Annotated in this window: 19 protein-coding genes; 8 read left to right on the top strand and 11 right to left on the bottom strand. The window is 59.1% G+C overall.

Annotated elements, in window-relative coordinates; all coding sequences use genetic code 11:
* The first annotated feature begins 70 nt into the window (after positions 1-70).
* Positions 71-796, top strand: a complete 726-nt coding sequence (locus tag AAEZ06_RS23090; RefSeq protein ID WP_149412145.1) for a TorF family putative porin — start codon at positions 71-73, stop codon at positions 794-796.
* Between the two features lie 66 nt (positions 797-862).
* Positions 863-1,729 (top strand): DUF6279 family lipoprotein, encoded by an 867-nt coding sequence (locus AAEZ06_RS23085; protein WP_149412146.1) that lies wholly within the window; start codon positions 863-865, stop codon positions 1,727-1,729.
* Positions 1,730-1,841: 112 nt separating this feature from the next.
* Here the strand turns inward: AAEZ06_RS23085 and AAEZ06_RS23080 are convergent, their stop codons facing one another.
* A complete protein-coding gene (locus tag AAEZ06_RS23080; RefSeq protein ID WP_149412147.1) occupies positions 1,842-2,234 on the bottom strand; it encodes a transcriptional regulator in 393 nt (130 codons plus the stop codon).
* A 156-nt stretch (positions 2,235-2,390) separates the two neighbouring features.
* On the opposite strand from AAEZ06_RS23080, the gene AAEZ06_RS23075 reads away from it, so the two are divergent.
* Positions 2,391-2,666, top strand: coding sequence for a hypothetical protein (locus tag AAEZ06_RS23075; protein WP_149412148.1), 276 nt, complete (start codon positions 2,391-2,393; stop codon positions 2,664-2,666).
* A gap of 45 nt (positions 2,667-2,711) precedes the next feature.
* Here AAEZ06_RS23075 and AAEZ06_RS23070 read toward each other — a convergent pair whose 3' ends face one another.
* Entirely contained in the window at positions 2,712-4,058 is a 1,347-nt protein-coding gene (locus AAEZ06_RS23070; RefSeq protein WP_133101811.1) for a DEAD/DEAH box helicase, read from the bottom strand.
* A gap of 193 nt (positions 4,059-4,251) precedes the next feature.
* Between AAEZ06_RS23070 and AAEZ06_RS23065 the strand changes: the two genes are divergently transcribed.
* Positions 4,252-5,547, top strand: coding sequence for a mechanosensitive ion channel family protein (locus AAEZ06_RS23065; RefSeq protein WP_149412149.1), 1,296 nt, complete (start codon positions 4,252-4,254; stop codon positions 5,545-5,547).
* Between the two features lie 15 nt (positions 5,548-5,562).
* Here the strand turns inward: AAEZ06_RS23065 and AAEZ06_RS23060 are convergent, their stop codons facing one another.
* The 3 genes from AAEZ06_RS23060 to AAEZ06_RS23050 form a co-directional block, all read right to left on the bottom strand.
* Positions 5,563-6,429 carry a carboxylate/amino acid/amine transporter gene (locus AAEZ06_RS23060; protein WP_149412150.1) on the bottom strand — a complete coding sequence of 289 codons (867 nt, stop codon included), beginning with the start codon at positions 6,427-6,429 and terminating at the stop codon, positions 5,563-5,565.
* 203 nt (positions 6,430-6,632) lie between these two features.
* Positions 6,633-7,232 (bottom strand): FMN-dependent NADH-azoreductase, encoded by a 600-nt coding sequence (locus AAEZ06_RS23055; RefSeq protein ID WP_149412151.1) that lies wholly within the window; start codon positions 7,230-7,232, stop codon positions 6,633-6,635.
* 150 nt (positions 7,233-7,382) lie between these two features.
* Entirely contained in the window at positions 7,383-7,697 is a 315-nt protein-coding gene (locus AAEZ06_RS23050) for a 3-phosphoglycerate kinase (RefSeq protein ID WP_149412152.1), read from the bottom strand.
* Between the two features lie 49 nt (positions 7,698-7,746).
* Between AAEZ06_RS23050 and AAEZ06_RS23045 the strand changes: the two genes are divergently transcribed.
* From AAEZ06_RS23045 to AAEZ06_RS23030, 4 genes are all read left to right on the top strand, one after another.
* Positions 7,747-8,670: a PA3225 family LysR-type transcriptional regulator gene (locus tag AAEZ06_RS23045; protein WP_133101816.1), complete on the top strand. Its 924-nt coding sequence runs from the start codon at positions 7,747-7,749 to the stop codon at positions 8,668-8,670.
* Between the two features lie 14 nt (positions 8,671-8,684).
* Positions 8,685-9,488, top strand: a complete 804-nt coding sequence (locus AAEZ06_RS23040; protein ID WP_149412153.1) for an alpha/beta fold hydrolase — start codon at positions 8,685-8,687, stop codon at positions 9,486-9,488.
* Positions 9,489-9,491: 3 nt separating this feature from the next.
* The gene (locus AAEZ06_RS23035; protein WP_133101818.1) at positions 9,492-10,055 is read left to right on the top strand and encodes a peptidylprolyl isomerase; all 564 of its coding nucleotides are present in this window, start codon (positions 9,492-9,494) and stop codon (positions 10,053-10,055) included.
* An 83-nt stretch (positions 10,056-10,138) separates the two neighbouring features.
* On the top strand, positions 10,139-11,971 hold the full coding sequence (locus tag AAEZ06_RS23030; RefSeq protein ID WP_149412154.1) for an ABC transporter ATP-binding protein: 1,833 nt from the start codon (positions 10,139-10,141) through the stop codon (positions 11,969-11,971).
* A gap of 184 nt (positions 11,972-12,155) precedes the next feature.
* Here the strand turns inward: AAEZ06_RS23030 and AAEZ06_RS23025 are convergent, their stop codons facing one another.
* From AAEZ06_RS23025 to hrpA, 6 genes are all read right to left on the bottom strand, one after another.
* Positions 12,156-13,280: a GNAT family N-acetyltransferase gene (locus AAEZ06_RS23025; protein WP_149412155.1), complete on the bottom strand. Its 1,125-nt coding sequence runs from the start codon at positions 13,278-13,280 to the stop codon at positions 12,156-12,158.
* A 238-nt stretch (positions 13,281-13,518) separates the two neighbouring features.
* Positions 13,519-14,853 (bottom strand): OprO/OprP family phosphate-selective porin, encoded by a 1,335-nt coding sequence (locus AAEZ06_RS23020; protein ID WP_149412156.1) that lies wholly within the window; start codon positions 14,851-14,853, stop codon positions 13,519-13,521.
* Between the two features lie 337 nt (positions 14,854-15,190).
* Complete coding sequence (locus AAEZ06_RS23015) at positions 15,191-15,424, bottom strand: anti-sigma factor family protein (RefSeq protein ID WP_149412157.1); 234 nt, start codon at positions 15,422-15,424, stop codon at positions 15,191-15,193.
* Positions 15,418-16,032: an RNA polymerase sigma factor gene (locus tag AAEZ06_RS23010; protein WP_350616399.1), complete on the bottom strand. Its 615-nt coding sequence runs from the start codon at positions 16,030-16,032 to the stop codon at positions 15,418-15,420. The genes AAEZ06_RS23015 and AAEZ06_RS23010 overlap by 7 nt, the downstream gene beginning before the upstream one ends.
* A 133-nt stretch (positions 16,033-16,165) precedes the next feature.
* Positions 16,166-17,287 carry a beta-ketoacyl-ACP synthase III gene (locus AAEZ06_RS23005; RefSeq protein ID WP_149412159.1) on the bottom strand — a complete coding sequence of 374 codons (1,122 nt, stop codon included), beginning with the start codon at positions 17,285-17,287 and terminating at the stop codon, positions 16,166-16,168.
* 225 nt (positions 17,288-17,512) lie between these two features.
* Entirely contained in the window at positions 17,513-21,424 is a 3,912-nt protein-coding gene (gene hrpA / locus AAEZ06_RS23000; RefSeq protein WP_350616397.1) for an ATP-dependent RNA helicase HrpA, read from the bottom strand.
* Between the last annotated feature and the right edge of the window lie 103 nt (positions 21,425-21,527).

The following is a 21,527-nucleotide window of genomic DNA, read 5'->3' as shown; positions in this document are numbered from 1 at the left end:
TGCACACGTCTAGATCAGGCACTTTCCTGATATTTCCGGTTACTGCTCCTCGCTTTTTACGGAGTGAAGCGTGCTCAAAATATGCATCCTCCTGGTCAGCGCCCTGTTGGCTTGCCCCGTTGCCCAAGCGCAGGTCTTCCAGCGTGAATTGGGCGATTTCGACCTCAAGTTAGGCACCAGCCCCAGCCGCAGCATGGCCCAGGGCCTGGTCAAACCCACGTCTGCGGGCAGCGACTCCTTCCATGGCGGACTGGACCTGGCCCACAACAGCGGCCTGTACTTCGGACAATTCTCACCCAGCATGGGCATTTCGCCGACCAGCAATCTGGAAGTCGATTCCTATATGGGTTTCAAGCGCCCTTTCGACCAGACCCTGGGCTATGAGTTGGGGATGATTCATTACAGCTACCCCAAGCTAAGCCCCCTCGATAGCCAGGAACTCTACGGAGGTCTCAACTTGCTGGGCAATCGCTTCGGCGCGTCTTTCAGCAACGACCCAGACCGCCGTGACAGCACCTTGTTTGCCGACCTGGGAGGCACTCAGCCCTTCGGCATCGGCGTCAGCATGAAGTACACCACTCACCAGTTGGGCGCCCCGGTTTCAGTGGCCGATGGCGGCTCCATCAGTAACTTCAGCGACTGGTCGGTGAAGTTCTCTCGCCCCTGGATGGGCATTGACCTTGACCTGATCTACAGCGACTCCAGCCTCAGCGGCGGCGATTGCTCGGCCTACTCTGGGCGCAATTCGCAATGTGATGGCCTGTTGACCTTGAAGGCGGAACGATCGTTTTATTGATGTGCTGAACTGTCGCGCCCATGGCGAGTTCAGATGCATTACTCTCGTCTGCGCAAGGACTCGCCCATGCTGCGTCGGTTAAAACTCCTGGTGATATTGCTGACCCTGAGCCTGGTGCTTGCAGGCTGCAACCGCGTCGGCCTGGCCTACCGCAACCTCGATGTGATCATCCCCTGGACCCTCAACGACTACCTGGACATGAACGCCGGGCAAAAGAGTTGGTTCAACGACAAACTCAAGGAACACTTGGCCTGGCATTGCACCACGCAACTGCCGGGCTACCTGGGCTGGCTGGACCGTTTGCAACAGATGGTCGACAGCAATCAGGTGACCGACGCCGCTCTGCAAACCCGTACCACGCAAGCCAAACAGGCTATTGCCGAGGTCGCGCGCGAAGTCACGCCATCGGCCATCGAGTTGCTGCAGGGATTGGACGACCAGCAGGTCGAGGAAATGAACGAGGCGCTGGCCAAGGACCTGCGCAAGCGCCAGGACGAATACCTGAAACCGTCCCTGGAACAGCAGATCAAGGAGCGCGGCGAGCGCATGAGCAAACGCCTGGATGCATGGCTGGGACCATTAAGCGCCAGCCAGCAGAATCGAGTGACCGCCTGGTCGATCGCACTGGGCGAGCAGAACAAACAGTGGATCGGCAACCGGGCTCACTGGCAGGCGCAATTCATCGCAGCCGTGGGGCAACGCGCCAGCAGCGATTTTCCGCAAAAAATGGAACAGTTACTGGTGGACCGGGAAAGCCTGTGGACCCCGGACTATCGACAAGCCTACGCCCAGACTGAAGCTGCGGCCCGCAGCCTGATTGTCGACCTGATGGCCGAAAGCACCGTGCAGCAACGGCAGAAACTGGCGCTGAAGATCGACAAGGTGCGCAGTGATTTCAAGGCATTAAAATGCCTGAAGGCCGCCCCTCTGTAGAGCGAGCTTGCTCGCGATGAGTTCAAGAACCGCGCGCTTATCCAAAAAGCACGCGTTAACGTACACGACCATCGTCAGATCGCCGCCCGGAGCAAGCTTGCTCAACATTTAATCAGGCAATCTGCGCCTTGGACGCTACCTCATCAAACGTCGCCGTATCCAGCGCATCCGCCTGCTCATCCAGCACCTGGCGCGGGTGATCGTTGCCGGGGATCGAGCTGTCGATCAGGCTCAACAACTGTGAGCCGCGAGGGGTCAGGATGAAGTTTTCGCCATTGCCACCTTCATCTTCAGGACGCGACTCGATAAAGCCACGGTCCAACAAGAGCTTTTCGTACTCGGTGGCAGTCACTTTCAGATCATCCAGGTTACCCGTCGGCTCACCGTCCGCCGCCTTGGCCGCCGCTTCCTGTTCGGCGTAGGGGCGTGGTGTAAAGCTGTGACCGGCGCTGTTCTGCACTTCATGAAGCAGACGCTCGATCAAATCCCAATTGTAAGTCGTCATCCTGATTCCTCCTGCAGGCACACGAAAAAGATGCCCTTCAAAGGTTGTGACATGCGACATCACTGGCCGTTCAGCCTAGTGGACAGGCGTCATTGCACTGAACTTTTCACCCGCCTGGGCCCTCAACCAAACATCACCGCCATGGAGGTCTGAACAATGAAAACCCTACTGAATATGGCTATCGCTGCTACGTTGCTGGCCGCCCTGCCCGTCTGGGCCTGCACCCCGGAAGAAGCCACGGTCAAGCGTGAGCAACTGGCCCTGGAAGTGACAAGGCTCACCGAACAAAATCCAAAAAAAGCCAATGAAATCAACGATGAGCTGCAGAAAATGGACCTGGACACCGAAAGTTCAAAGTTCCCGGACAAGTGCCAATTGATCGACGCTCGACTCAAGGAGTTGAAAGAAGCGGCGGCCAAAGCCGATAGTTGAGGCCAAAAAAAACCGGACATCGTCCGGTTTTTTTACACCAACGCTTTATTCAGCGGCTGGCGCTTCTGGCTTGCGGCGCTTGAGTGGCGCCATGCCGTCCTTGCTGACCAGCGACAGTGCGTCGGTCTTCGGTCGGTTGGCTATCTTGCGTTTGGTCGGCGACTTGGCGCCGGTTTTCTTCTTCTCGCCCTTGGCGTCGACCTTTTTCTTTTTCACGCCAACAGCCTTGCCCGAAGCCTTGACCTTCTTCGGCCCGCCGTAGGTGCCTTTGACTTCCTTGATGGTGCGGCGCTCGAACGACTGCTTCAAGTAGCGCTCGACGCTCGACATCAGGTTCCAGTCGCCATGACAAATCAGCGAGATGGCCAGGCCATCGTTGCCGGCACGACCGGTACGACCGATACGGTGTACGTATTCGTCGCCACTGCGGGGCATATCGAAGTTGATCACCATGTCCAGGCCGTCGACGTCCAGGCCACGTGCGGCGACGTCAGTTGCCACCAGGATCTTCACGCCGCCCTGTTTCAGGCGGTCAATAGCCAGCTTGCGATCCTTCTGGTCCTTCTCACCGTGCAAGACAAATGCCTTGTACTCCTGCGCCACCAGACGACCGTAAATGCGGTCGGCCATGGCCCGGGTATTGGTGAAAACGATGGCCTTCTGGTAGGTCTCGTTGGCCAACAACCAGTTAAGGATCTGCTCTTTATGCACGTTGTGGTCAGCGGTGATAACTTGCTGACGGGTGGTCGAGTTCAGTTGGCTGACGGCGTTGAGTTGCAGGTGCTCGGGGTTGTTCAGGACCTTGGCGACCATGTCGCGCAGGGTCGAACCACCGGTGGTGGCGGAGAACAGCATGGTCTGCTGGCGGTTGGTGCACTCTTCCACCAGGCGCTGCACATCGTCGGAGAAACCCATGTCAAGCATGCGGTCGGCTTCATCGAGGACCAGCACTTCGACTTCCTTGAGGTCCAGGTTGCCGGCGTTCAGTTGCTCGATCATCCGGCCCGGCGTACCGATCAGGATGTCAGGCACCTTGCGCAGCATGGCGGCCTGGACCTTGAAGTCTTCACCACCGGTAATCAGGCCGGACTTGATGAAGGTGAACTGCGCAAAACGCTCGACTTCCTTCAGGGTCTGCTGGGCCAGCTCACGAGTCGGCAGCAGAATCAGGGTCTTGATGCTGACCCGGACTTTCGCCGGGCCAATCAGACGGTTGAGGATCGGCAGAACGAAAGCAGCGGTTTTGCCGCTCCCGGTTTGAGCTGTCACCCGCAGGTCACGCCCTTCGAGCGCGAGCGGGATGGCCGCTGCTTGCACAGGCGTTGGCTCGACAAATTTAAGCTCGGCCACGGCTTTGAGCAGGCGTTCGTGCAGGGCGAATTGGGAAAACACGGGTGTTACCTCGAAGAAATACAAAAAAACAGCTGCATAGGGTAACGGTTTCGGGCGCCGAGGCCGAGTTTCTTTACGCGAACAACGCTAATCAGGTGCTTTTTTGTCAGGGGGTTTGTCCGCAACGATAACTTTGAAGCACTTAAATGCTCTAATCGCCCCATCACGTCCTACAGAAGAATCGCGTTTACCCATGGATATCAAACAGCTCTGGCTCAACGTCCAAGACGTTTGGGGCGCCCTCGATCAACATCCGCTGCTGCATTCAAGCCTGGCCCTGGTGATCTTGCTGGTGGTGGCCCTTCTTCTCGGACGGGTGGCACGCTACCTGATCCTCCATGCCGTCAAATTGCTGGGCCGCCAGCCGGCACTGCACTGGCTCAATGACCTGCGGCACAACAAAGTCTTCCATCGCTTGGCGCAAATGACGCCATCGCTGGTGATCCAGTTCGGCCTGCACCTGGTGCCAGAACTGAGCAAGACCAGCGCGGTATTTATCGGCAATGTCGCCCTGGCATTCACCATTTTGTTCCAGATCCTGGCCATGAGCGCCCTGCTCAACGCCTTGCTGGACATCTACGCCCGTACCGAACACGCCCGCACCCGCTCCATCAAGGGCTACGTGCAGTTGGCGAAAATGGTGCTGTTCGTGTTTGGCGCGATCATCATTGTTGCCACCCTGATCGACCGCTCGCCACTGTTGCTGCTCTCCGGTCTTGGTGCCATGTCGGCGGTGATCCTGTTGGTCTACAAGGACACCATGCTGTCATTCGTCGCCAGCGTACAACTGACCAGCAACGACATGCTGCGGGTCGGCGACTGGATCGAGATGCCTCAGGTCGGCGCCGATGGCGATGTGGTGGACATCACCCTGCACACGGTCAAGGTGCAGAATTTCGACAAGACCATCGTCTCCATCCCCACCTGGCGCCTGATGTCCGAATCCTTCAAGAACTGGCGCGGCATGCAGGCCTCGGGCGGGCGACGGATCAAGCGCAGCCTGTTTATCGACGCCAGCGGCGTGCGATTCCTGCGCGATGATGAAGAAGTGCGCATGACCCAGGTCCACCTGCTGACCGACTACATCGGCCGCAAACAGGCGGAATTGAAGGCATGGAACGAAACCCAGGAGCAAAGCGCGCAGCTGTCGGCCAACCGCCGGCGGATGACCAACCTGGGCACCTTCCGGGCCTACGCCCTGGCCTACCTGAAAAGCAACCCGGACATCCAGCCGAACATGACCTGCATGGTCCGCCAGATGCAGGCCACCGCCCAGGGCGTGCCACTGGAAATCTACTGCTTCACCCGCACCACGGCGTGGGTCGATTACGAGCGTATCCAGGGAGACATCTTCGATTACCTGCTGGCGTTGCTACCGGAATTTGGCTTGAGCCTGTATCAGCAGCCCAGTGGTAACGACTTGCGGGCGGGGATGTTGCCAGCGGTGCTCGGCGCCAGCCACCTGCCCGAAAAGAGCGCCTCGCTATAGCTGCTACGCCAGCGCCTACAGGGCGCTGGCGGTGCGTTTGATGCCCAATCGGCTGATCCACACCGCCCCCAGAATCACCAGGCCGCCCAGAAACAACCGCCCTAAAGGCTCATGCTGATTCCAGATCAACAGGTTCAGCAGCAACCCCACTGGCACATGCAGGTTATTCATCACCGCCAGCGTGCCACCGTTGACCTGGCAAGCGCCCTTGTTCCACCAGTACAAGCCCAGTGCAGTGCTGACCAGGCCAAGGAACACCAGCACGCCCCATTGCAACGGCGCTTCCGGCAGGAAGTTGGCCTTGCCGAACAGCAGGAACGCCGGCAAAACCACCGCCAACGCCCCAAGATAGAAATAACCGAAACGCCGATAGTGCGGCAGATCGCTGGGGTGGCGGGCCACCAGGCGCCTGTAAAGCACCTGCCCGGCCGCATAGGTGAAGTTGGCCAGTTGCAGCAGCAAAAAGCCCATGAAGAAGTCGGGGTTGATCTGATCGAAACGAATCACCGCCGCACCCGCTACCGCCACCAGCGCGGCGATCAGCGCCCACGGATTGAAGCGCCGGTTCAGGGCATCCTCGATCAAGGTCACATGCAAGGGTGTGAGGATGGTGAACAGCAATACCTCCGGCACCGTCAACACCCGGAAGCTCAAGTACAGGCAAACGTAAGTCACGCCAAATTGCAGGGCGCCGATCAGTAACATACCGCGCATGAAGGCCGGCTCCACTGAACGCCAGCGGGTCAGCGGGATAAACACCAGCCCCGCCAGCAATACCCGCACCAGCACAGCGAAGTAGCTGTCGACGTGACCGGCAAGGTATTCGCCGATCAGGCTGAAGGAAAACGCCTGAATCAGGGTGACAATCAGTAGATAGCCCATGCTCGCCTCGTATCGAATGGCGGCGACCTTAGCGGTTTTCCAGCACTTGCGAAACTCAAGGCAAAAAAAACCCGATCTCGCTAAAGCGTCAATCGGGTCGGAGCACTCAGGAGCAACAAGTGCAAAGGGAGGTTCGATACGCGTACTTGAAGGGTTTGCGTGGAGCTATTCAAACATCAGGCGATTATCTGGCGATTAAAGGATCAGGCAACCTGCGCCAATAACGCCTTGGCTTGATTCAAGCCTTTCTCCTGGAAATCTCCACCCAGGTTCACCCCTTCGGCATGAATGAAGGTGACGTCATGGATGCCGATAAAGCCCATGACCTGGCGCAGGTAGGGTTCCTGATGATCGCTGGCGCCGCCGGCATGGATGCCGCCGCGAGCAGTCAGGACGAAAGCACGCTTTTCATTGAGCAGCCCTTGAGGCCCGGTGGCGGTGTACTTGAAGGTCACGCCGGCGCGCAGCACATGGTCGAGCCAGGCCTTGAGGGTGCTGGGAATGGCAAAGTTGTACATCGGCGCGGCCATCACCAGGACGTCGGCGGCCAGCAGTTCGTCGGTCAGTTCGTTGGAGCGGTCCAGAGCCACCTGCTCGATGGCGTTGCGTTGCTGGGCGGGCTTCATCCAGCCGCCCAGCAGGTTGGCGTCCAAGTGAGGCACCGGGTTGATGGCCAAGTCACGCACGGTGATCTGATCAGCCGGATGGGCAACCTGCCATTGGCTGATGAACTGTTGAGTCAGTTGGCGGGAGATTGAATCCTGCTGGCGGGCGCTGCTTTCAATGATCAGAACGCGTGACATGGCTCGGTAGCCTCCATCGGTGAATGCTGTAAGTCGATGGAGTGAAGGCTAAACAGAACCGATTCGATAAAAAAGCGTAAAAAACTGCTATAACCCATCTATAAATTTGTTTATAAGCGCAGTATCGCTGTGGGCACGCGCAGCTTTGCCTTATTTCGCGGCGCAGGTCAGCTTGATGCGCATCTTGATAATCGAGCGCGTGAACTTGGCGGTTGCATGGGTGCTTTTACCGGCAGGCACCGTGACCGTCCGCAGACGCGGCGTTTCCGGACCATTGCGAAAGGCTACCTTGCACACCGCGTCGATCGTGCCGTAATTGTTTAGCTGGATCGAACTAATGTCGGCATCCGTGTCATCGGCGGTGTAATCAATACTGACCCCGGAGATGCTTTTCTCCACATCGATCGGATAGGCAAACGCGCTCAAAGGCAGCAGCGCCAGCAGCACACAACAGAATTTTCTCATTCGGCAGTCTCCAATAAAGACCGCCAGCTTAGGACAAGAGGAGCCCATTTTGAAAGCGCCCCGCGTTACCCTTGATCAATGGCGCACGCTGCAGGCCGTGGTCGACCATGGTGGCTTCGCCCAGGCGGCTGAAGCGCTACACCGTTCGCAATCCTCCGTGAGTTACACCGTTGCACGCATGCAAGACCAGCTGGGCGTGCCGCTGCTGCGCATCGACGGGCGCAAGGCGGTCCTGACCGACGCCGGCGAAGTGCTGCTGCGCCGCTCCCGGCAACTGGTGAAAAGCGCCAGCCAACTGGAAGACCTCGCCCACCATATGGAACAGGGCTGGGAAGCCGAAGTGCGACTGGTGGTCGATGCTGCCTATCCCAATGCCCGCCTGGTGCGCGCCCTCACCGCCTTTATGCCGCAAAGCCGGGGCTGCCGGGTGCGCCTGCGCGAAGAAGTGCTCTCCGGCGTCGAAGAGTTGCTGATGGAAGGCGTGGCCGACCTGGCCATCTGCGGCTTCAGCATTGCGGGTTACCTGGGCACTGAGATGAGCGACGTGGAATTTGTCGCCGTTGCCCATCCCGAGCATCCGCTGCACCGACTGAACCGCGAACTGAGCTTCCAGGACCTGGAAAGCCAAATGCAAGTGGTGATCCGCGACTCCGGTCGCCAGCAACCGCGGGATGTCGGCTGGCTCGGCGCCGAGCAGCGCTGGACTGTCGGCAGCCTGGCCACCGCCGCCGCCTTCGTCGGCAGCGGCCTGGGGTTTGCCTGGCTGCCCCGGCACATGATCGAACGCGAACTCAAGGAAGGCGTGCTCAAGCAGCTACCCTTGGAACAGGGCGGCAGTCGCCATCCGACGTTTTTCCTGTACGCCAACAAAGACAAACCCTTGGGCCCGGCCACGCAGATTCTCGTCGAACTGCTGCGCACCTTTGACACCGCGCCGCTGGATGCGCCCTTTGCTGCACCACAGCAAGCCTGAAACGGAGTTCACCGATGGCCTATTTCGAACATGAAGGTTGCACCCTGCATTACGAGGAATATGGCCACGGCGCGCCGCTGATCCTGATCCACGGCCTGGGCTCCAGCAGCCTGGATTGGGAGTTGCAGGTGCCTGTGCTGTCCAAGCACTACCGGTTGATCGTGGTGGATGCACGCGGTCACGGCCGCTCCGACAAACCCCGTGAACGCTACAGCATCGCCGGGTTTACCGCCGATTTGGTGGCACTGATCGAACATCTGCAGCTGACACCGGCTCACGTGGTCGGTTTGTCCATGGGCGGCATGATCGCCTTTCAATTGGCGGTGGATCAGCCCCATTTGCTCAAGAGCCTGTGCATCGTCAACAGCGCGCCCCAGGTCAAGGTCCGCACCGCCAACGATTATTGGCAATGGGCCAAGCGCTGGAGCCTGGCGCGAATCCTCAGCTTGAACAGCATCGGCAAGGCCTTGGGCAGCATGCTCTTCCCCAAACCGGAGCAGGCCGAGCTGCGGCGCAAAATGACCGAGCGCTGGGCAAAAAACGACAAACGTGCTTATCTCGCTAGCTTCGATGCAATCGTCGGCTGGGGCGTTCAGGAACGACTTTCGCGAATTTCCTGTCCAACGCTGGTCGTCAGCGCCGACCACGACTACACCCCGGTGGCGCAGAAAGAAATCTATGTAAAACTGCTGCCCGATGCGCGGCTGGTGGTGATCAAGGATTCTCGCCATGCCACGCCCTTGGACCAACCCGAAGTCTTTAATGCCACCTTGCTCGATTTTCTAAAGACAGTCGAAACCACTACTCAGGATCACTGACCCATGCTGAAAAAAATCGCCCTCTTCGCCGGTTCTGTTCTGTTTGCTGCCAACCTGATGGCGGCCACGCCGGCCAAGGCACCCCATGTATTGCTCGTTACCACCAACGGCGAAATCGAAATCGAACTGGACCCGGTAAAGGCGCCAATCAGCACCAAGAACTTCCTTGAGTACGTCGACAAGGGTTTCTACACCAACACCATTTTTCACCGTGTGATCCCTGGATTCATGGTTCAGGGCGGTGGTTTCACCACGCAGATGCAGCAGAAAGACACCCAGCCACCGATCACTAACGAAGCCAGCAACGGCCTACATAACGTACGCGGCACCTTGTCGATGGCGCGCACTTCGAATCCGAACTCGGCCACCAGCCAGTTCTTTATCAACGTCGCCGACAATGCCTTCCTCGATCCGGGTCGCGATGCCGGTTACGCCGTGTTTGCCAAAGTGGTCAAAGGCATGGACGTGGTTGACGTCATCGTCAACTCGCAGACCGCCACCAAAAGCGGCATGCAAAACGTGCCAATCGATCCTGTCCTGATCAAGTCGGCCAAGCGCATCGACTGAGGTCTACAGGGAGTTTCGCGCGGTGCCCACAAGGCACCGCGCGTATTTGAACAGGAGAGCCCGCCAGGCGGGCGTCAGACCTAATGCTCTATCGTCGTTTTGAACAACTGATCGATATTTTCCGCGAGCCTCCCAGCGCGGCCCCTCCCGATAAAGTCCTGCCCTTCTACCTCTATTACCTGCGCCAGGTATGGCCGTGCTTTGCCGCGCTGCTGGTGGTGGGGCTGATTGGCGCGTTGATCGAAGTGGCGCTGTTCAGCTACCTGAGCCGCATCATCGACCTGGCCCAGGGCACGCCGCCCGCCAACTTCTTCCAGATCCACAGCACCGAGCTGATCTGGATGGCCGTGGTTGCCTTGCTACTGCGCCCGATCTTCGGCGCCCTGCACGATTTTCTGGTGCACCAGACCATCAACCCCGGCATGACCAGCCTGATCCGCTGGCAGAACCACAGCTACGTGCTCAAACAGAGCCTGAACTTCTTCCAGAATGACTTCGCCGGACGTATTGCCCAGCGCATCATGCAAACCGGCACTTCCCTGCGGGATTCAGCAGTGTCGGCAGTGGATGCCATCTGGCATGTGCTGATCTACGCCATCAGCGCCCTGGTGCTGTTCGCCGAGGCTGACTGGCGGCTGATGATCCCGCTGATCAGTTGGATCGTCTGCTACGGCCTGGCCCTTACCTACTTCGTGCCACGGGTCAAACAGCGCTCAGTGAACTCCTCCGAAGCGCGCTCCAAGCTCATGGGACGGATCGTCGACGGCTACACCAACATCACCACCTTGAAACTGTTTGCCCATACCAACTTCGAGCAAAACTACGCCAAGGAAGCCATCGTCGAACAAACGCAAAAAAGCCAGTTGGCCGGCCGCGTGGTGACCAGCATGGACATCGCTGTCACCAGCATGAACGGCCTGTTGATCGTCACCACCACGGGCCTTGCCCTATGGCTGTGGACCCAGTCGTTGATCTCGGTGGGCGCTATCGCACTGGCCACTGGCCTGGTGATTCGCATCGTCAACATGTCCGGCTGGATCATGTGGGTGGTCAACGGCATTTTCGAGAACATCGGTATGGTTCAAGACGGCCTGAAAACCATCGCGCAACCGGTGGCCGTGACCGACCGGGAAAACGCCCCACGCCTAAGCGTGCCCCACGGCGAAGTGCGTTTCGAGCAGGTGGATTTCCACTATGGCAAGAAAAGCGGAATCATCGGCGGCCTGAACCTGGACATCAAGCCGGGTGAAAAAATCGGCCTGATCGGCCCGTCCGGCGCCGGCAAGTCGACGTTGGTCAACCTGCTGCTGCGCCTGTATGACCTGCAAGGCGGGCGCATCCTGATCGACGGCCAGAACATTGCCGAAGTGGCCCAGGAAAGCCTGCGCGAGCGCATCGGCATGATCACCCAGGACACCTCGCTGCTGCACCGTTCGATCCGCGACAACTTGCTGTACGGCAAGCCCGACGCCACCGACGACGAACTGTGGGAAGCCGTTCGCAAGGCCCGTGCCGACGAGTTCATCCCGCTGCTCTCGGACGCCGAAGGCCGCACGGGCCTGGATGCCCACGTCGGTGAACGCGGGGTGAAGCTCTCCGGCGGGCAACGCCAGCGCATCGCCATCGCCCGAGTGCTGCTCAAGGACGCGCCGGTCCTGATCATGGATGAAGCCACCTCGGCGCTGGACTCGGAAGTGGAAGCAGCGATTCAGGAAAGCCTGGAAACCCTCATGCAGGGCAAGACGGTGATCGCCATCGCCCACAGGCTTTCCACCATTGCACGGATGGACCGCTTGGTGGTGCTGGAGAAGGGCCAGATTGCCGAGAGTGGCAGTCATGCCGAGTTGTTGGCTCATGGTGGGTTGTATGCGCGGTTGTGGCAGCACCAGACTGGAGGGTTTGTCGGGATCGACTGACATACATTGCCACCACCCATAGCGCCAGCGCCCGAATCCAAAGGGCTCTGGCGCTTTTTCATGCACTGGATTTGTGCCACATCGGTGCTGTCATCAAGGCCACGGCAGTATCGGTGTGGTTGGTAGTGGGCGGTGTGACCTATCGATGGCTGGGCAAGGAAGAGACTGCCTGAGCCAAGCGCGTTCAGCCCTGCCGGTAAGGCAAGGCTGAGCGCGCCTCCTCGGCATAGGCGAGGATTTCACTGCGCTCGCGCTCCAGGAAGTCCGCCACAGCCGATTTCAATCCGGGATGGCGCAGGTAATGCCAGGAATGGGTAATCACCGGCTCAAACCCGCGAATCAACTTGTGCTCGCCTTGGGCACCGGCGTCGAAACGTTGCAGGCCGTGGGCAATCGCGTAATCCATGCCCTGATAGAAACAGGTCTCGAAATGCAGGCGGTCGAATTCCGCCAGGCAGCCCCAGTATCGCCCGTAAAGGCTGTCGCCTCCGATCAAGCTAAAGGCCATGGCCACTGGCCGCGAGCCTTGCTTGGCCAGCACCACCCGAATCGCCTCCGGCATGCGCTCAGCCAATAAGCTGAAAAACGCCCGGGTCAGGTAAGGCGACTGCCGGCGCACGGCGTAGGTATTGGCGTAACAAGCGTAGACAAAATCCCATTGTGCCTCGCTCAACTCATGGCCTTGTAACCACTCGAACTCAATGCCCTGCCCCGCTACCTGTTCGCGCTCTTTGCGCATTTGTTTGCGTTTGCGTGAACTCAAGGCGTCGAGGAAGTCCTGGAAGTCCCGATAACCGCGGTTCTGCCAATGAAACTGGCAACCCAGGCGCTGCAGCCAACCCGGCTGCTGCGCCAGTGCGACGTCGGCCAGTGCGTCGGTAAAGTTGATATGGGCGCTGGAAAGGCCTTCGATCTCCAGGTAACCGGGCAGGCTCTTGAGTAACTCAAAACCGTCCTCGGGGCTGGCCGCCAGCAGGCGCGGGCCGCTGACCGGGCTGAAGGGCACGGCGGTGAGCAATTTCGGGTAGTAGTCGATGCCCGCACGCTCGCAAGCGTCGGCCCAGCCATGGTCAAACACGTATTCGCCGTAAGAATGCCACTTGCGATAACTGGGCAGCGCAGCGATCAAGCGCTCGCCTTCATAATGCAGTAAATGCTCGGGCTGCCAGCCGGACTGCGGGCCAAGGCTGGCACTGTCCTCAAGCGCACTGAGGAAGGCATGACGCAAAAAAGGCTGATCGACGGGGACCAGTGCGTTCCACTCATCAGGTGCAATCGCGCGCAGGCTATTCAATCGTTGTAACGGCATCCCATTCCCCGGCGACAACTACTTTATGTAGGAGCGAGCTTGCTCGCGATGGCTGTCAACAATAACGCGCTCATTCTGACAGAACCCGTCTCCCGCAGGTTTTTTCGCGAGCAAGCTCGCTCCTACACAAAGCAGTGAGTTTTCAGAGCAAAAAAAACCCCGCCAATCGGCGGGGTGAAAAAAGAGAAGCGCTTTAACGGATGAAGAAAGAGCGCGATGAAACGGTGTTGCAGGCTGCTTAGAACACGTATTGCACGCGGGCTACGATGGCATCACCGCTGTCATCGCCATTGGCGTTGACGATCTTGTCGGTGCTGACTTTGATGTAGTTGGCCGAGACCCGGACCGCTTCGTTGGCGTACCAGTTGACACCGATGGTGTTCAGGTTGGCCTTGGCATCGCCCACTTCACGGGTAGCACTGTTGCGAACAACGTTTTTGTCATCAACCTTGATGTTGTCGTAGCGATAGAACACTTCCCACGCGCCGAACTGCTTGTTCTGGGGCTTGATGGTGTCGAACTTGGCGCCGTCGAGTTTGTAAATGCGCGATTCGCCGGTCAGGGTGTAGGCCAGTTGACCGTAGAAGCCGCTGGACTTGACGTCCTGATAGGCGCTGCTGTCAGCCTTCATCTTGCGGCTCAGGTATTCAGCCTGCAGCGACAGCGGGCCGGTAGCAAAGGCGAATTCGCCGCCGAACACAGTGTCGGTGTCGTAAGCGTCGGTGCTGGTCAAGTTGCCGGAATCCAGGCCCACGCCGCCGCCGAAGGTGGCACGGTTACCGTTGGCGCCGGCATCGTTGCCGCCAGTGGTTGCCACGCCACGTACGCCGAGACGAGGACGGATGCGGGAGTCAAAAGCGGTGTCTTTCAGGTCACGTACCGCGACGTCCAGGCCGACGTGCAAGACGTTGCCGGTTTCATGCAGCGGCGCGAATACGGCACGGCCGTTAAATTGCTTCACGCCGTTGCCGTCCTTGTCGTTGATGTCCTTGGACGCAACGCTGGCGGACAGGTAAGCCATGTCGGCAACCACAGAGCTGACCTGGATACCCATGCCGTTTTCGTGGGAGTTGACCCAGTCGGCCATTTCGTACGCAGAGTTACGCTCGATGCCCGTCACCCACTTGGAGCTGGTGGCTTTTTCCAGACCGAAGTCTTGGTCAAAACGGCCGACGCGGATGGTGACCGGCTTGAAGCCCACGTAGGACATGGACGCTTCGTCGAAGTAACCGTCGTCGGAGCTGCCCGAGTTGTGGGAAAAGTCGTAGCTGAGCTGGTATTTGAAGTCCTTGTAGACGGTGCCGCCCAGTTCCAGGTAAGCACGGCGGAAGTAAGTGGCGTCGGCCGAGTCACCGTTCTTGGTGTAGAAACCGTCAAATGTGCCGTAATCGGCTTGCAGGCGACCACCCAGCTTGAAGCTGAAGTTCTGGTCGGTAGTAGCAACCTCAAGGCCGCCCTTGGTTTTGACAACGATATCGGCGCCGTCAGTAGTGACAGTACCAGCGAAAGCCTGGGCGGTAACGGCCAGGGCCAGGGCGCTGGCCGCTAAACCGGCGAAGTGCTTACGGATCATCGAAGAATTCCCCTAATTGGTGGTCTTTTGCATTGGAAAACACGCGGGCTCTGGCCCGCTGGTGTTGGGAGGGGATCTTGGCGAGGGGATATTTCAGCTGAGTTGCTGCAACATAAAGATTTTGTTACAGGGGAACTTTCTTACAACCAAAGGAAATAAGCGCAAAGCCACGGCCAGCAAGCGTCTTATTGAAAAAAGTGTCGGAAATGGCAGATAAAAAATCATGAAAAAAACTGACAGGAATGAAATATTTTTTCCCGGATGTTTTTGAAGGGCGAAGAAAAACCCGCGACCAGGGTCGTCGCAGGCTCGGTGTGACGGTGAACAATGTCAGTATCTAAGGCTTGCCGGAACGCTCGGCAGCCAGGCGCTCGGCCAACTCATCGATGCCCGCCACCGGTGGCTCGGGCATGACCCGTAGCGTGGCCTGCATCAAGCGCATCTGGCGGATAAAGCGCCGGCAATTGGGGCAGAACATCAAGTGGTGACGTACCAGCAAGCGCTCACGAAAGGTCAACTGCCCATCGAGATAGTCACTGGAGCGCGCCACTTGTTCTTTACAGGTCAACATTCGCCGGTTTCCTCAAAATGCTCCACCGTGGCGAAGACCTTAAGCCGTGCTCGATGCAGCAGCACTCGGACATTGGAGAGCGAAATTTCCAGAAGATTACAAATCTCCTCCAACTCCAGGCCCTGACGTTCACGCAACAGCAGCACACTGCTTTGCAATTGGGAAAGACTCAGCAGCGTGTGCTCAAGGCATTCGCGCAGCTCGTTTTCAGTCAGTAGCGCCTCGGGGGTGTCTTCGTGCCAGGCAAACGGGGCAACCAGCCAGTGGCCGTCACCGGCGGCAAAACGCTCGTCGCCGACGGTGCCGTGCGGCGACGGCAGGTCATCGAGCAGCACCTCCCGACGGTTTTGCTTGTAGAGGCCCTTGGCCGAATTGGCTGTGATAGTCAGCAACCACGTCTTGAGGCTCGAACGCCCCTCGAACTTCGCCAGGTTGCGCACCACCGAGAACCAGGCGTCCTGCACCACCTCATCGGCATGTCGCTGGCCAACGATGGCATAAGCCACAGCGCGCATGGCGCTCTGGTAGGTGCTGACCAATTCCTTGTACGCCCGCTGCTCACCCTTGAGCAAGCGTTCGAGCAGGTGCGCGTCGTCCGCTGCTGCCATTCAAGACCTCGGTACAAAGACATTTCCAGGTAAACATACGGTCAATGTGGGAGCTGGGCTTGTCGCATCGTCGCATCGCTGCGATGCAGCGATCCGACAAGCCCGCTCCCACTGACCGCGTCCGTCCGGTGAATCAGCGCTTGCGCAGGATCACACTACCAATCGAATAACCGGCACCAAAGGAGCTGAGTACCGCCACAGCGCCCTTGGGCAAGTCATCCTGGTAAGTATGAAACGCGATCACCGAACCGGCCGAACTGGTGTTGGCATAAGTATCGAGGATTACCGGAGCTTCTTCCTCCGTGGCTTCACGACCCAGCAGCCTCTTGACGATCAGGTGGTTCATGCTCAGGTTGGCCTGATGCAGCCAGAAACGCTTGACATCAGTCACGCTCAACTGGTTTTCAGTCAAGTGCTGGCCAATCAATTCTGCAACCATCGGACAGACATCCCGGAAAACTTTGCGGCCTTCTTGCACGAACAGCTTGTCCGGCGCACCGACGCCTTCTTCCGCAGCGCGGTTGAGGAAGCCGAAGTTGTTGCGGATGTTGTTGGAGAACTTGGTCAGTAATTTGGTGCTTACCACCTCGAATTGATGCTCGGAGGTAGCCAGGTCAGCCCGCTCAAGAATCACCGCCGTGGCCGCGTCGCCAAAGATGAAGTGGCTGTCACGGTCGCGGAAGTTCAGATGGCCGGTGCAGATTTCCGGGTTGACCATCAGGATCGCCCGCGCCTGGCCCAGTTTGATGCTGTTGCAGGCGTTCTGGATGCCGAAGGTGGCTGAAGAGCAGGCCACGTTCATGTCAAAACCAAAACCCTGAATCCCCAGGGCTTCCTGGACTTCGATGGCGATGGCCGGGTAAGCCCGTTGCAGGTTGGAACAGGCAACGATCACTGCGTCGATGTCGGCGGCGGTCTTGCCAGCCCGCTGCAAGGCTTGCTCGGCAGCACCAATGGCCATTTGGCAAAGAATCGACCACTCGTCATTGGTGCGCTCGGGCAAGCGTGGCGCCATGCGTTTTGGGTCAAGAATGCCTTCCTTGTCCATGACAAAACGGCTCTTGATACCCGAGGCCTTTTCGATAAAGGCGGCATTGGATTCGGTCAGCGCCTGGACGTCGCCCTGCTCGATGGCGGCGGCATGGTCGGCATTGAACTGTTGGACGTAAGCATTGAAAGACTGCACCAGCTCTTCGTTGGAGATGCTGTTGGCCGGGGTGTACAAGCCTGTGCCACTGATGACGACGTTATGCACGGTCGTTCCTCTAAATCTGTTCAGGCAGAAGGTATTGGTACCGTCGTACCAAACCGTAAGTCGTTCTAGTCCGCCCCGCGGACATCAAACGGGAATCGCTTTAGTCCATCGCGTCGTGGCTGTAACAACCCATCTAGACGAACCTGGCATTTATAGCGGCGAAGTTTGCCATAAACCGGGGGCTTTGGCGCCTTTTGCGATAGCGCCCCGCCCCCGAAATTCAGGTCACGCCTCCACCAGGCTCCATTGTTTACTCAAGCGCTTATCAGAAATCGGCACCTTTGTTCCCAATTGTTGGGCAAACAACGACACTCGATATTCCTCCAGCCACCATCGGTATAGCTCCAACTGCGGGTCGCGCTTGCCTTCCTGGGTGTGCTTGTTCAGGCGCGTCTGGTACTGACTCCATAAACCGCTCAGTTCAGAACTCCAGACCCGGTCCTTCTGCACCTGGCTTGGGAGTTTCTCCAGGCGCAACTCGATAGCCTTGAGGAAGCGCGGCAACTCCTTGAACCATTGCGCCGGTGTTTCCCGCACAAAGCCTGGGTACACCAAGTGACTCAACTGTTGCTTGATATCATTGAGCGCCACCGCCTGGGCCAAATCGATCTTGCCCTTGAAGCGTTTTTGCAGAGCGTGCCACAGCTTCAGCACCTCAAGGGTCAAGCGCGCCAGACGCTCGGCGTGCTCGGTCCAAGCGCCCCGTTTGCGTTCGGCCAAGGCCGCCAAACCGGCGCCATCGCGGGGCAGGCTCGCTTCCCCTTCCAGTACGCAGCTGTCGAGGCTGGCCAGCAGAATGTCTTCCACCAGCGCATCGATACGCCCCAATTCGCGGTACATCAGCCCCAGCTCGGTCAGGCCGGGCAACTTGCCCCGCAGGAATTTCGCCGGTTCGGCCAATTGCTGCATCAGCAAACGCTGCAAAGCGCGGCGATGCTGGAACTCGGCTTCGACGGCGGTGGAGAAACGTCCTTCCTTGACCGTGCCGTTTTCTTCCACTAGCGCCGGATAGACCGTCATCGACAGCCCGGCGATCTTCGCTTGAGTTTTCTCCGCGACGGCGGCGAACACCTTGGCCTCCACCGGCTGCTGGCTTTTCGCGGTCTGCGGTACCGCCAAGGCGGCCTGGCTGGCCTCGGCAAATCGCGCGGTCAACTCAGCCAGGTCGCGGCCCTCGCCAAGGAACTTGCCCTGGCCGTCGACCACCTCCAGGTTCATCTTCAGGTGGTTTTCCACCTGCTGCGCAGCCTCGGCCCAGGCTTCATCGCTGACCCGGGCGCCGGTCATGCGTAACAACTCGCGCCCCAGGGCCTGTGGCAGCGAACCGTTGGCAAATTCGATGCGTTGCAGCGCCGCCTTGACGAAGTCCGGCACCGGCACGAAGTTTTTGCGCAGGGCCTTGGGCAGGTTGCGCACCAAGGCGATGCACTTGGCTTCGATCACGCCGGGCACCAGCCATTCCAGGCGCTCGGCGGGCAAGGCCGGCAGTAGCGGCGCCGGCACACGCAAGGTCACACCATCCCGGGGATGGTTGGGTTCGAAGTGATAGCTCAAGGCCAGGGCGAGGTCGCCCAGGTGTAGGGTGTCTGGGTAATGGGCGGCAGTGACTTCGCTGGCTTCGCGGGCCAGCACGTCTTCTTCGCGCATGATCAGCAGTTGCGGGTCTTTCTGGCTGTTGACCTTGTACCAACTGTCGAACGTCGCGGTCTGGTGAATCTCCGCCGGCAAGCGCGCGTCATAAAAGGCAAACAGGGTTTCTTCGTCCGCCAGAATGTCACGGCGACGAGCCTTGGCTTCCAGTTCGTCGAGCTGCTCCAGCAGCAGCGTATTGGCGGTCAGGCACTTGGCCCGGGACAGGATCTCACCACGCACCAGGCCGTCGCGGATAAACAGCTCGCGGGAAGTGACCGGATCGATCGGCCCGTAATGCACCGGCCGGCGGCCCACCACAATCAGCCCGAACAGGGTGATCTGTTCAAAAGCCACCACCTGCCCGCGCTTCTTCTCCCAATGAGGTTCGAAGTGGTTTTTCTTGATCAGGTGACCGGCCAAAGGCTCGATCCAGTCGGCATCGATCTTGGCCACCATCCGCGCATACAGCTTGGTGGTTTCCACCAGTTCGGCGGCCATCAGCCATTGCGGGCGTTTCTTGCCCAGCCCCGAGGACGGATGAATCCAGAAGCGCCGCTGACGGGCGCCGAGATAGTCGCCGTCTTCGGTCTTCTGGCCGATCTGGCTGAGCAGGCCAGACAGCACCGCCTTGTGCAATTTCGGGTAGTCGGCGGGCTCTTTATTGAGGGTCAACTGCATGTCACGGCAGATCAGGCTCAATTGGCGATGGGAGTCGCGCCATTCGCGCAAACGCAGGTAATTCAGGAAATTCTTGCGACACCAGTTGCGCAGTGGGCTGGCGGTCAATGCCTGGCGCTGCTCTTCAAAGCCACGCCACAGATTGACCAGCCCGGCGAAGTCGGAATCGATGTCCTTCCATTGCGCGTGGGCCTGATCAGCCGCTTGCTGGCGCTCCGGCGGGCGCTCGCGCGGGTCCTGGATCGACATGGCGCTGGCCACGATCAATACCTCCTGCAAGCTGCCAAGCTTGGCCGCTTCCAGCAACATGCGGCCCATGCGCGGGTCCACCGGCAGGCGCGCCAGTTGCCGGCCCATCGGCGTCAGCTGGCTGTTGCGGTCCACCGCCGACAGCTCTTGCAGCAGGTTGAAACCGTCGCTAATGGCCTTGCCATCGGGTGGCTCGATAAACGGGAAATCGGTGATCTCGCCCAGGCGCAGGTGCAGCATCTGCAGGATCACCGCTGCGAGGTTAGTACGCAGGATTTCCGGGTCAGTGAACTCCGGGCGCCCGATAAAATCTTCTTCGCTGTACAACCGCACGCAGATGCCCGGCTCGACCCGTCCGCAACGACCTTTACGCTGGTTGGCGCTGGCCTGGGACACAGCTTCGATGGGCAGGCGCTGGACCTTGGCGCGATAGCTGTAGCGGCTGATGCGCGCGGTACCGCTGTCGATCACGTAGCGAATGCCCGGCACCGTCAATGAGGTTTCAGCGACGTTGGTCGCCAGCACCACGCGCCGGCCTGGATGGGACTGGAAAATCCGCTGCTGTTCAGCCGGGGACAGGCGCGCATACAGCGGCAAGATTTCGGTGTGTTTGAGCTGGGCCTTGCGCAGCATGTCGGCGGCATCGCGAATCTCTCGCTCGCCGGGCAGGAACACCAGCACATCGCCAGGGCTCTTGCGCTCGCTGCGCTCAAAAGCAGCGATTTCATCGAGGGTGGCCAGAATCGCCTGGTCCACCGTCAAGTCGTCCTCGATACGGTTGCCCTCTTCGTCCTGTTCCAGGGTCAGCGGGCGGTACCAGGTTTCTACCGGGAAGGTACGGCCAGAAACCTCGACAATCGGCGCATCGTTGAAATGCTTGGAAAAGCGCTCCAGGTCGATGGTGGCCGAGGTGATGATGACTTTCAGGTCCGGGCGACGCGGCAGCAAGATTTTCAGATAGCCCAGCAGAAAGTCGATGTTCAGGCTGCGTTCGTGGGCTTCGTCGACGATGATGGTGTCGTAGCGTTCGAGGTAGCGGTCGTTCTGGGTTTCCGCCAGCAGTATGCCGTCGGTCATCAGTTTGATCAGGGTGTTGGAATCGCTTTGGTCCTCGAACCGCACCTGATAGCCGACCAATGAGCCCAACGGTGTAGCCAACTCTTCAGCGACCCGGCTCGCCACGCTGCGCGCGGCAATTCGTCGGGGCTGGGTATGACCGATCAAGCCGTATTGGCCACGGCCGATCTCCAGGCAAATCTTCGGCAATTGCGTGGTTTTACCCGAGCCGGTTTCACCGGCGATGATCAGCACTTGATGCTTGAGCAGCGCTTCCTTGATCTCGTCGCGCTTGGCGGCGATGGGCAGGCTGTCGTCATAGCGAATCAGCGGCAGACTCGCGCGCCGCGCCTCTACCTGGGCGCAGGAAGCCTGCATGCGTGTCACCCACTGGGCAAGCTTGTCCTCATCGGGCTTCTTGCGCAGCTCAAGCAACTGCCGACGCAAGCGCTGGCGGTCAGCGAGCATGGCGTGATCAAGGTTTTTCAGCAGTTGGTCGATAGCGGGCGCTTGGTCAGTCATCAGGTACGCAAAGGTCTTTTTAGTAAGGCAGGGGAAGCCTGCGGTGACATGATCGGCAAAATTCAGGGGGGCGATTGTCGCAGACTTTGGCGTGCAAAGACGA

Origin of the sequence: Pseudomonas sp. HY7a-MNA-CIBAN-0227, assembly GCF_040310325.1 — a bacterium.
GTDB lineage: Bacteria > Pseudomonadota > Gammaproteobacteria > Pseudomonadales > Pseudomonadaceae > Aquipseudomonas.
The sequence above is the reverse complement of the archived record's forward strand: the minus strand, read 5'-3'. Positions and strand labels throughout refer to the sequence as shown.

Coding starts and splice junctions, on each gene's coding strand:
- AAEZ06_RS23085 (WP_149412146.1), top strand. CDS start 863: ATGCTGCGTCGGTTAAAACTCCTGGTGATATTGCTGACCCTGAGCCTG.
- AAEZ06_RS23080 (WP_149412147.1), bottom strand. CDS start 2,234: ATGACGACTTACAATTGGGATTTGATCGAGCGTCTGCTTCATGAAGTG.
- AAEZ06_RS23075 (WP_149412148.1), top strand. CDS start 2,391: ATGAAAACCCTACTGAATATGGCTATCGCTGCTACGTTGCTGGCCGCC.
- AAEZ06_RS23065 (WP_149412149.1), top strand. CDS start 4,252: ATGGATATCAAACAGCTCTGGCTCAACGTCCAAGACGTTTGGGGCGCC.
- AAEZ06_RS23060 (WP_149412150.1), bottom strand. CDS start 6,429: ATGGGCTATCTACTGATTGTCACCCTGATTCAGGCGTTTTCCTTCAGC.
- AAEZ06_RS23055 (WP_149412151.1), bottom strand. CDS start 7,232: ATGTCACGCGTTCTGATCATTGAAAGCAGCGCCCGCCAGCAGGATTCA.
- AAEZ06_RS23050 (WP_149412152.1), bottom strand. CDS start 7,697: ATGAGAAAATTCTGTTGTGTGCTGCTGGCGCTGCTGCCTTTGAGCGCG.
- AAEZ06_RS23040 (WP_149412153.1), top strand. CDS start 8,685: ATGGCCTATTTCGAACATGAAGGTTGCACCCTGCATTACGAGGAATAT.
- AAEZ06_RS23035 (WP_133101818.1), top strand. CDS start 9,492: ATGCTGAAAAAAATCGCCCTCTTCGCCGGTTCTGTTCTGTTTGCTGCC.
- AAEZ06_RS23030 (WP_149412154.1), top strand. CDS start 10,139: ATGCTCTATCGTCGTTTTGAACAACTGATCGATATTTTCCGCGAGCCT.
- AAEZ06_RS23025 (WP_149412155.1), bottom strand. CDS start 13,280: ATGCCGTTACAACGATTGAATAGCCTGCGCGCGATTGCACCTGATGAG.
- AAEZ06_RS23020 (WP_149412156.1), bottom strand. CDS start 14,853: ATGATCCGTAAGCACTTCGCCGGTTTAGCGGCCAGCGCCCTGGCCCTG.
- AAEZ06_RS23015 (WP_149412157.1), bottom strand. CDS start 15,424: ATGTTGACCTGTAAAGAACAAGTGGCGCGCTCCAGTGACTATCTCGAT.
- AAEZ06_RS23010 (WP_350616399.1), bottom strand. CDS start 16,032: ATGGCAGCAGCGGACGACGCGCACCTGCTCGAACGCTTGCTCAAGGGT.
- hrpA (WP_350616397.1), bottom strand. CDS start 21,424: ATGACTGACCAAGCGCCCGCTATCGACCAACTGCTGAAAAACCTTGAT.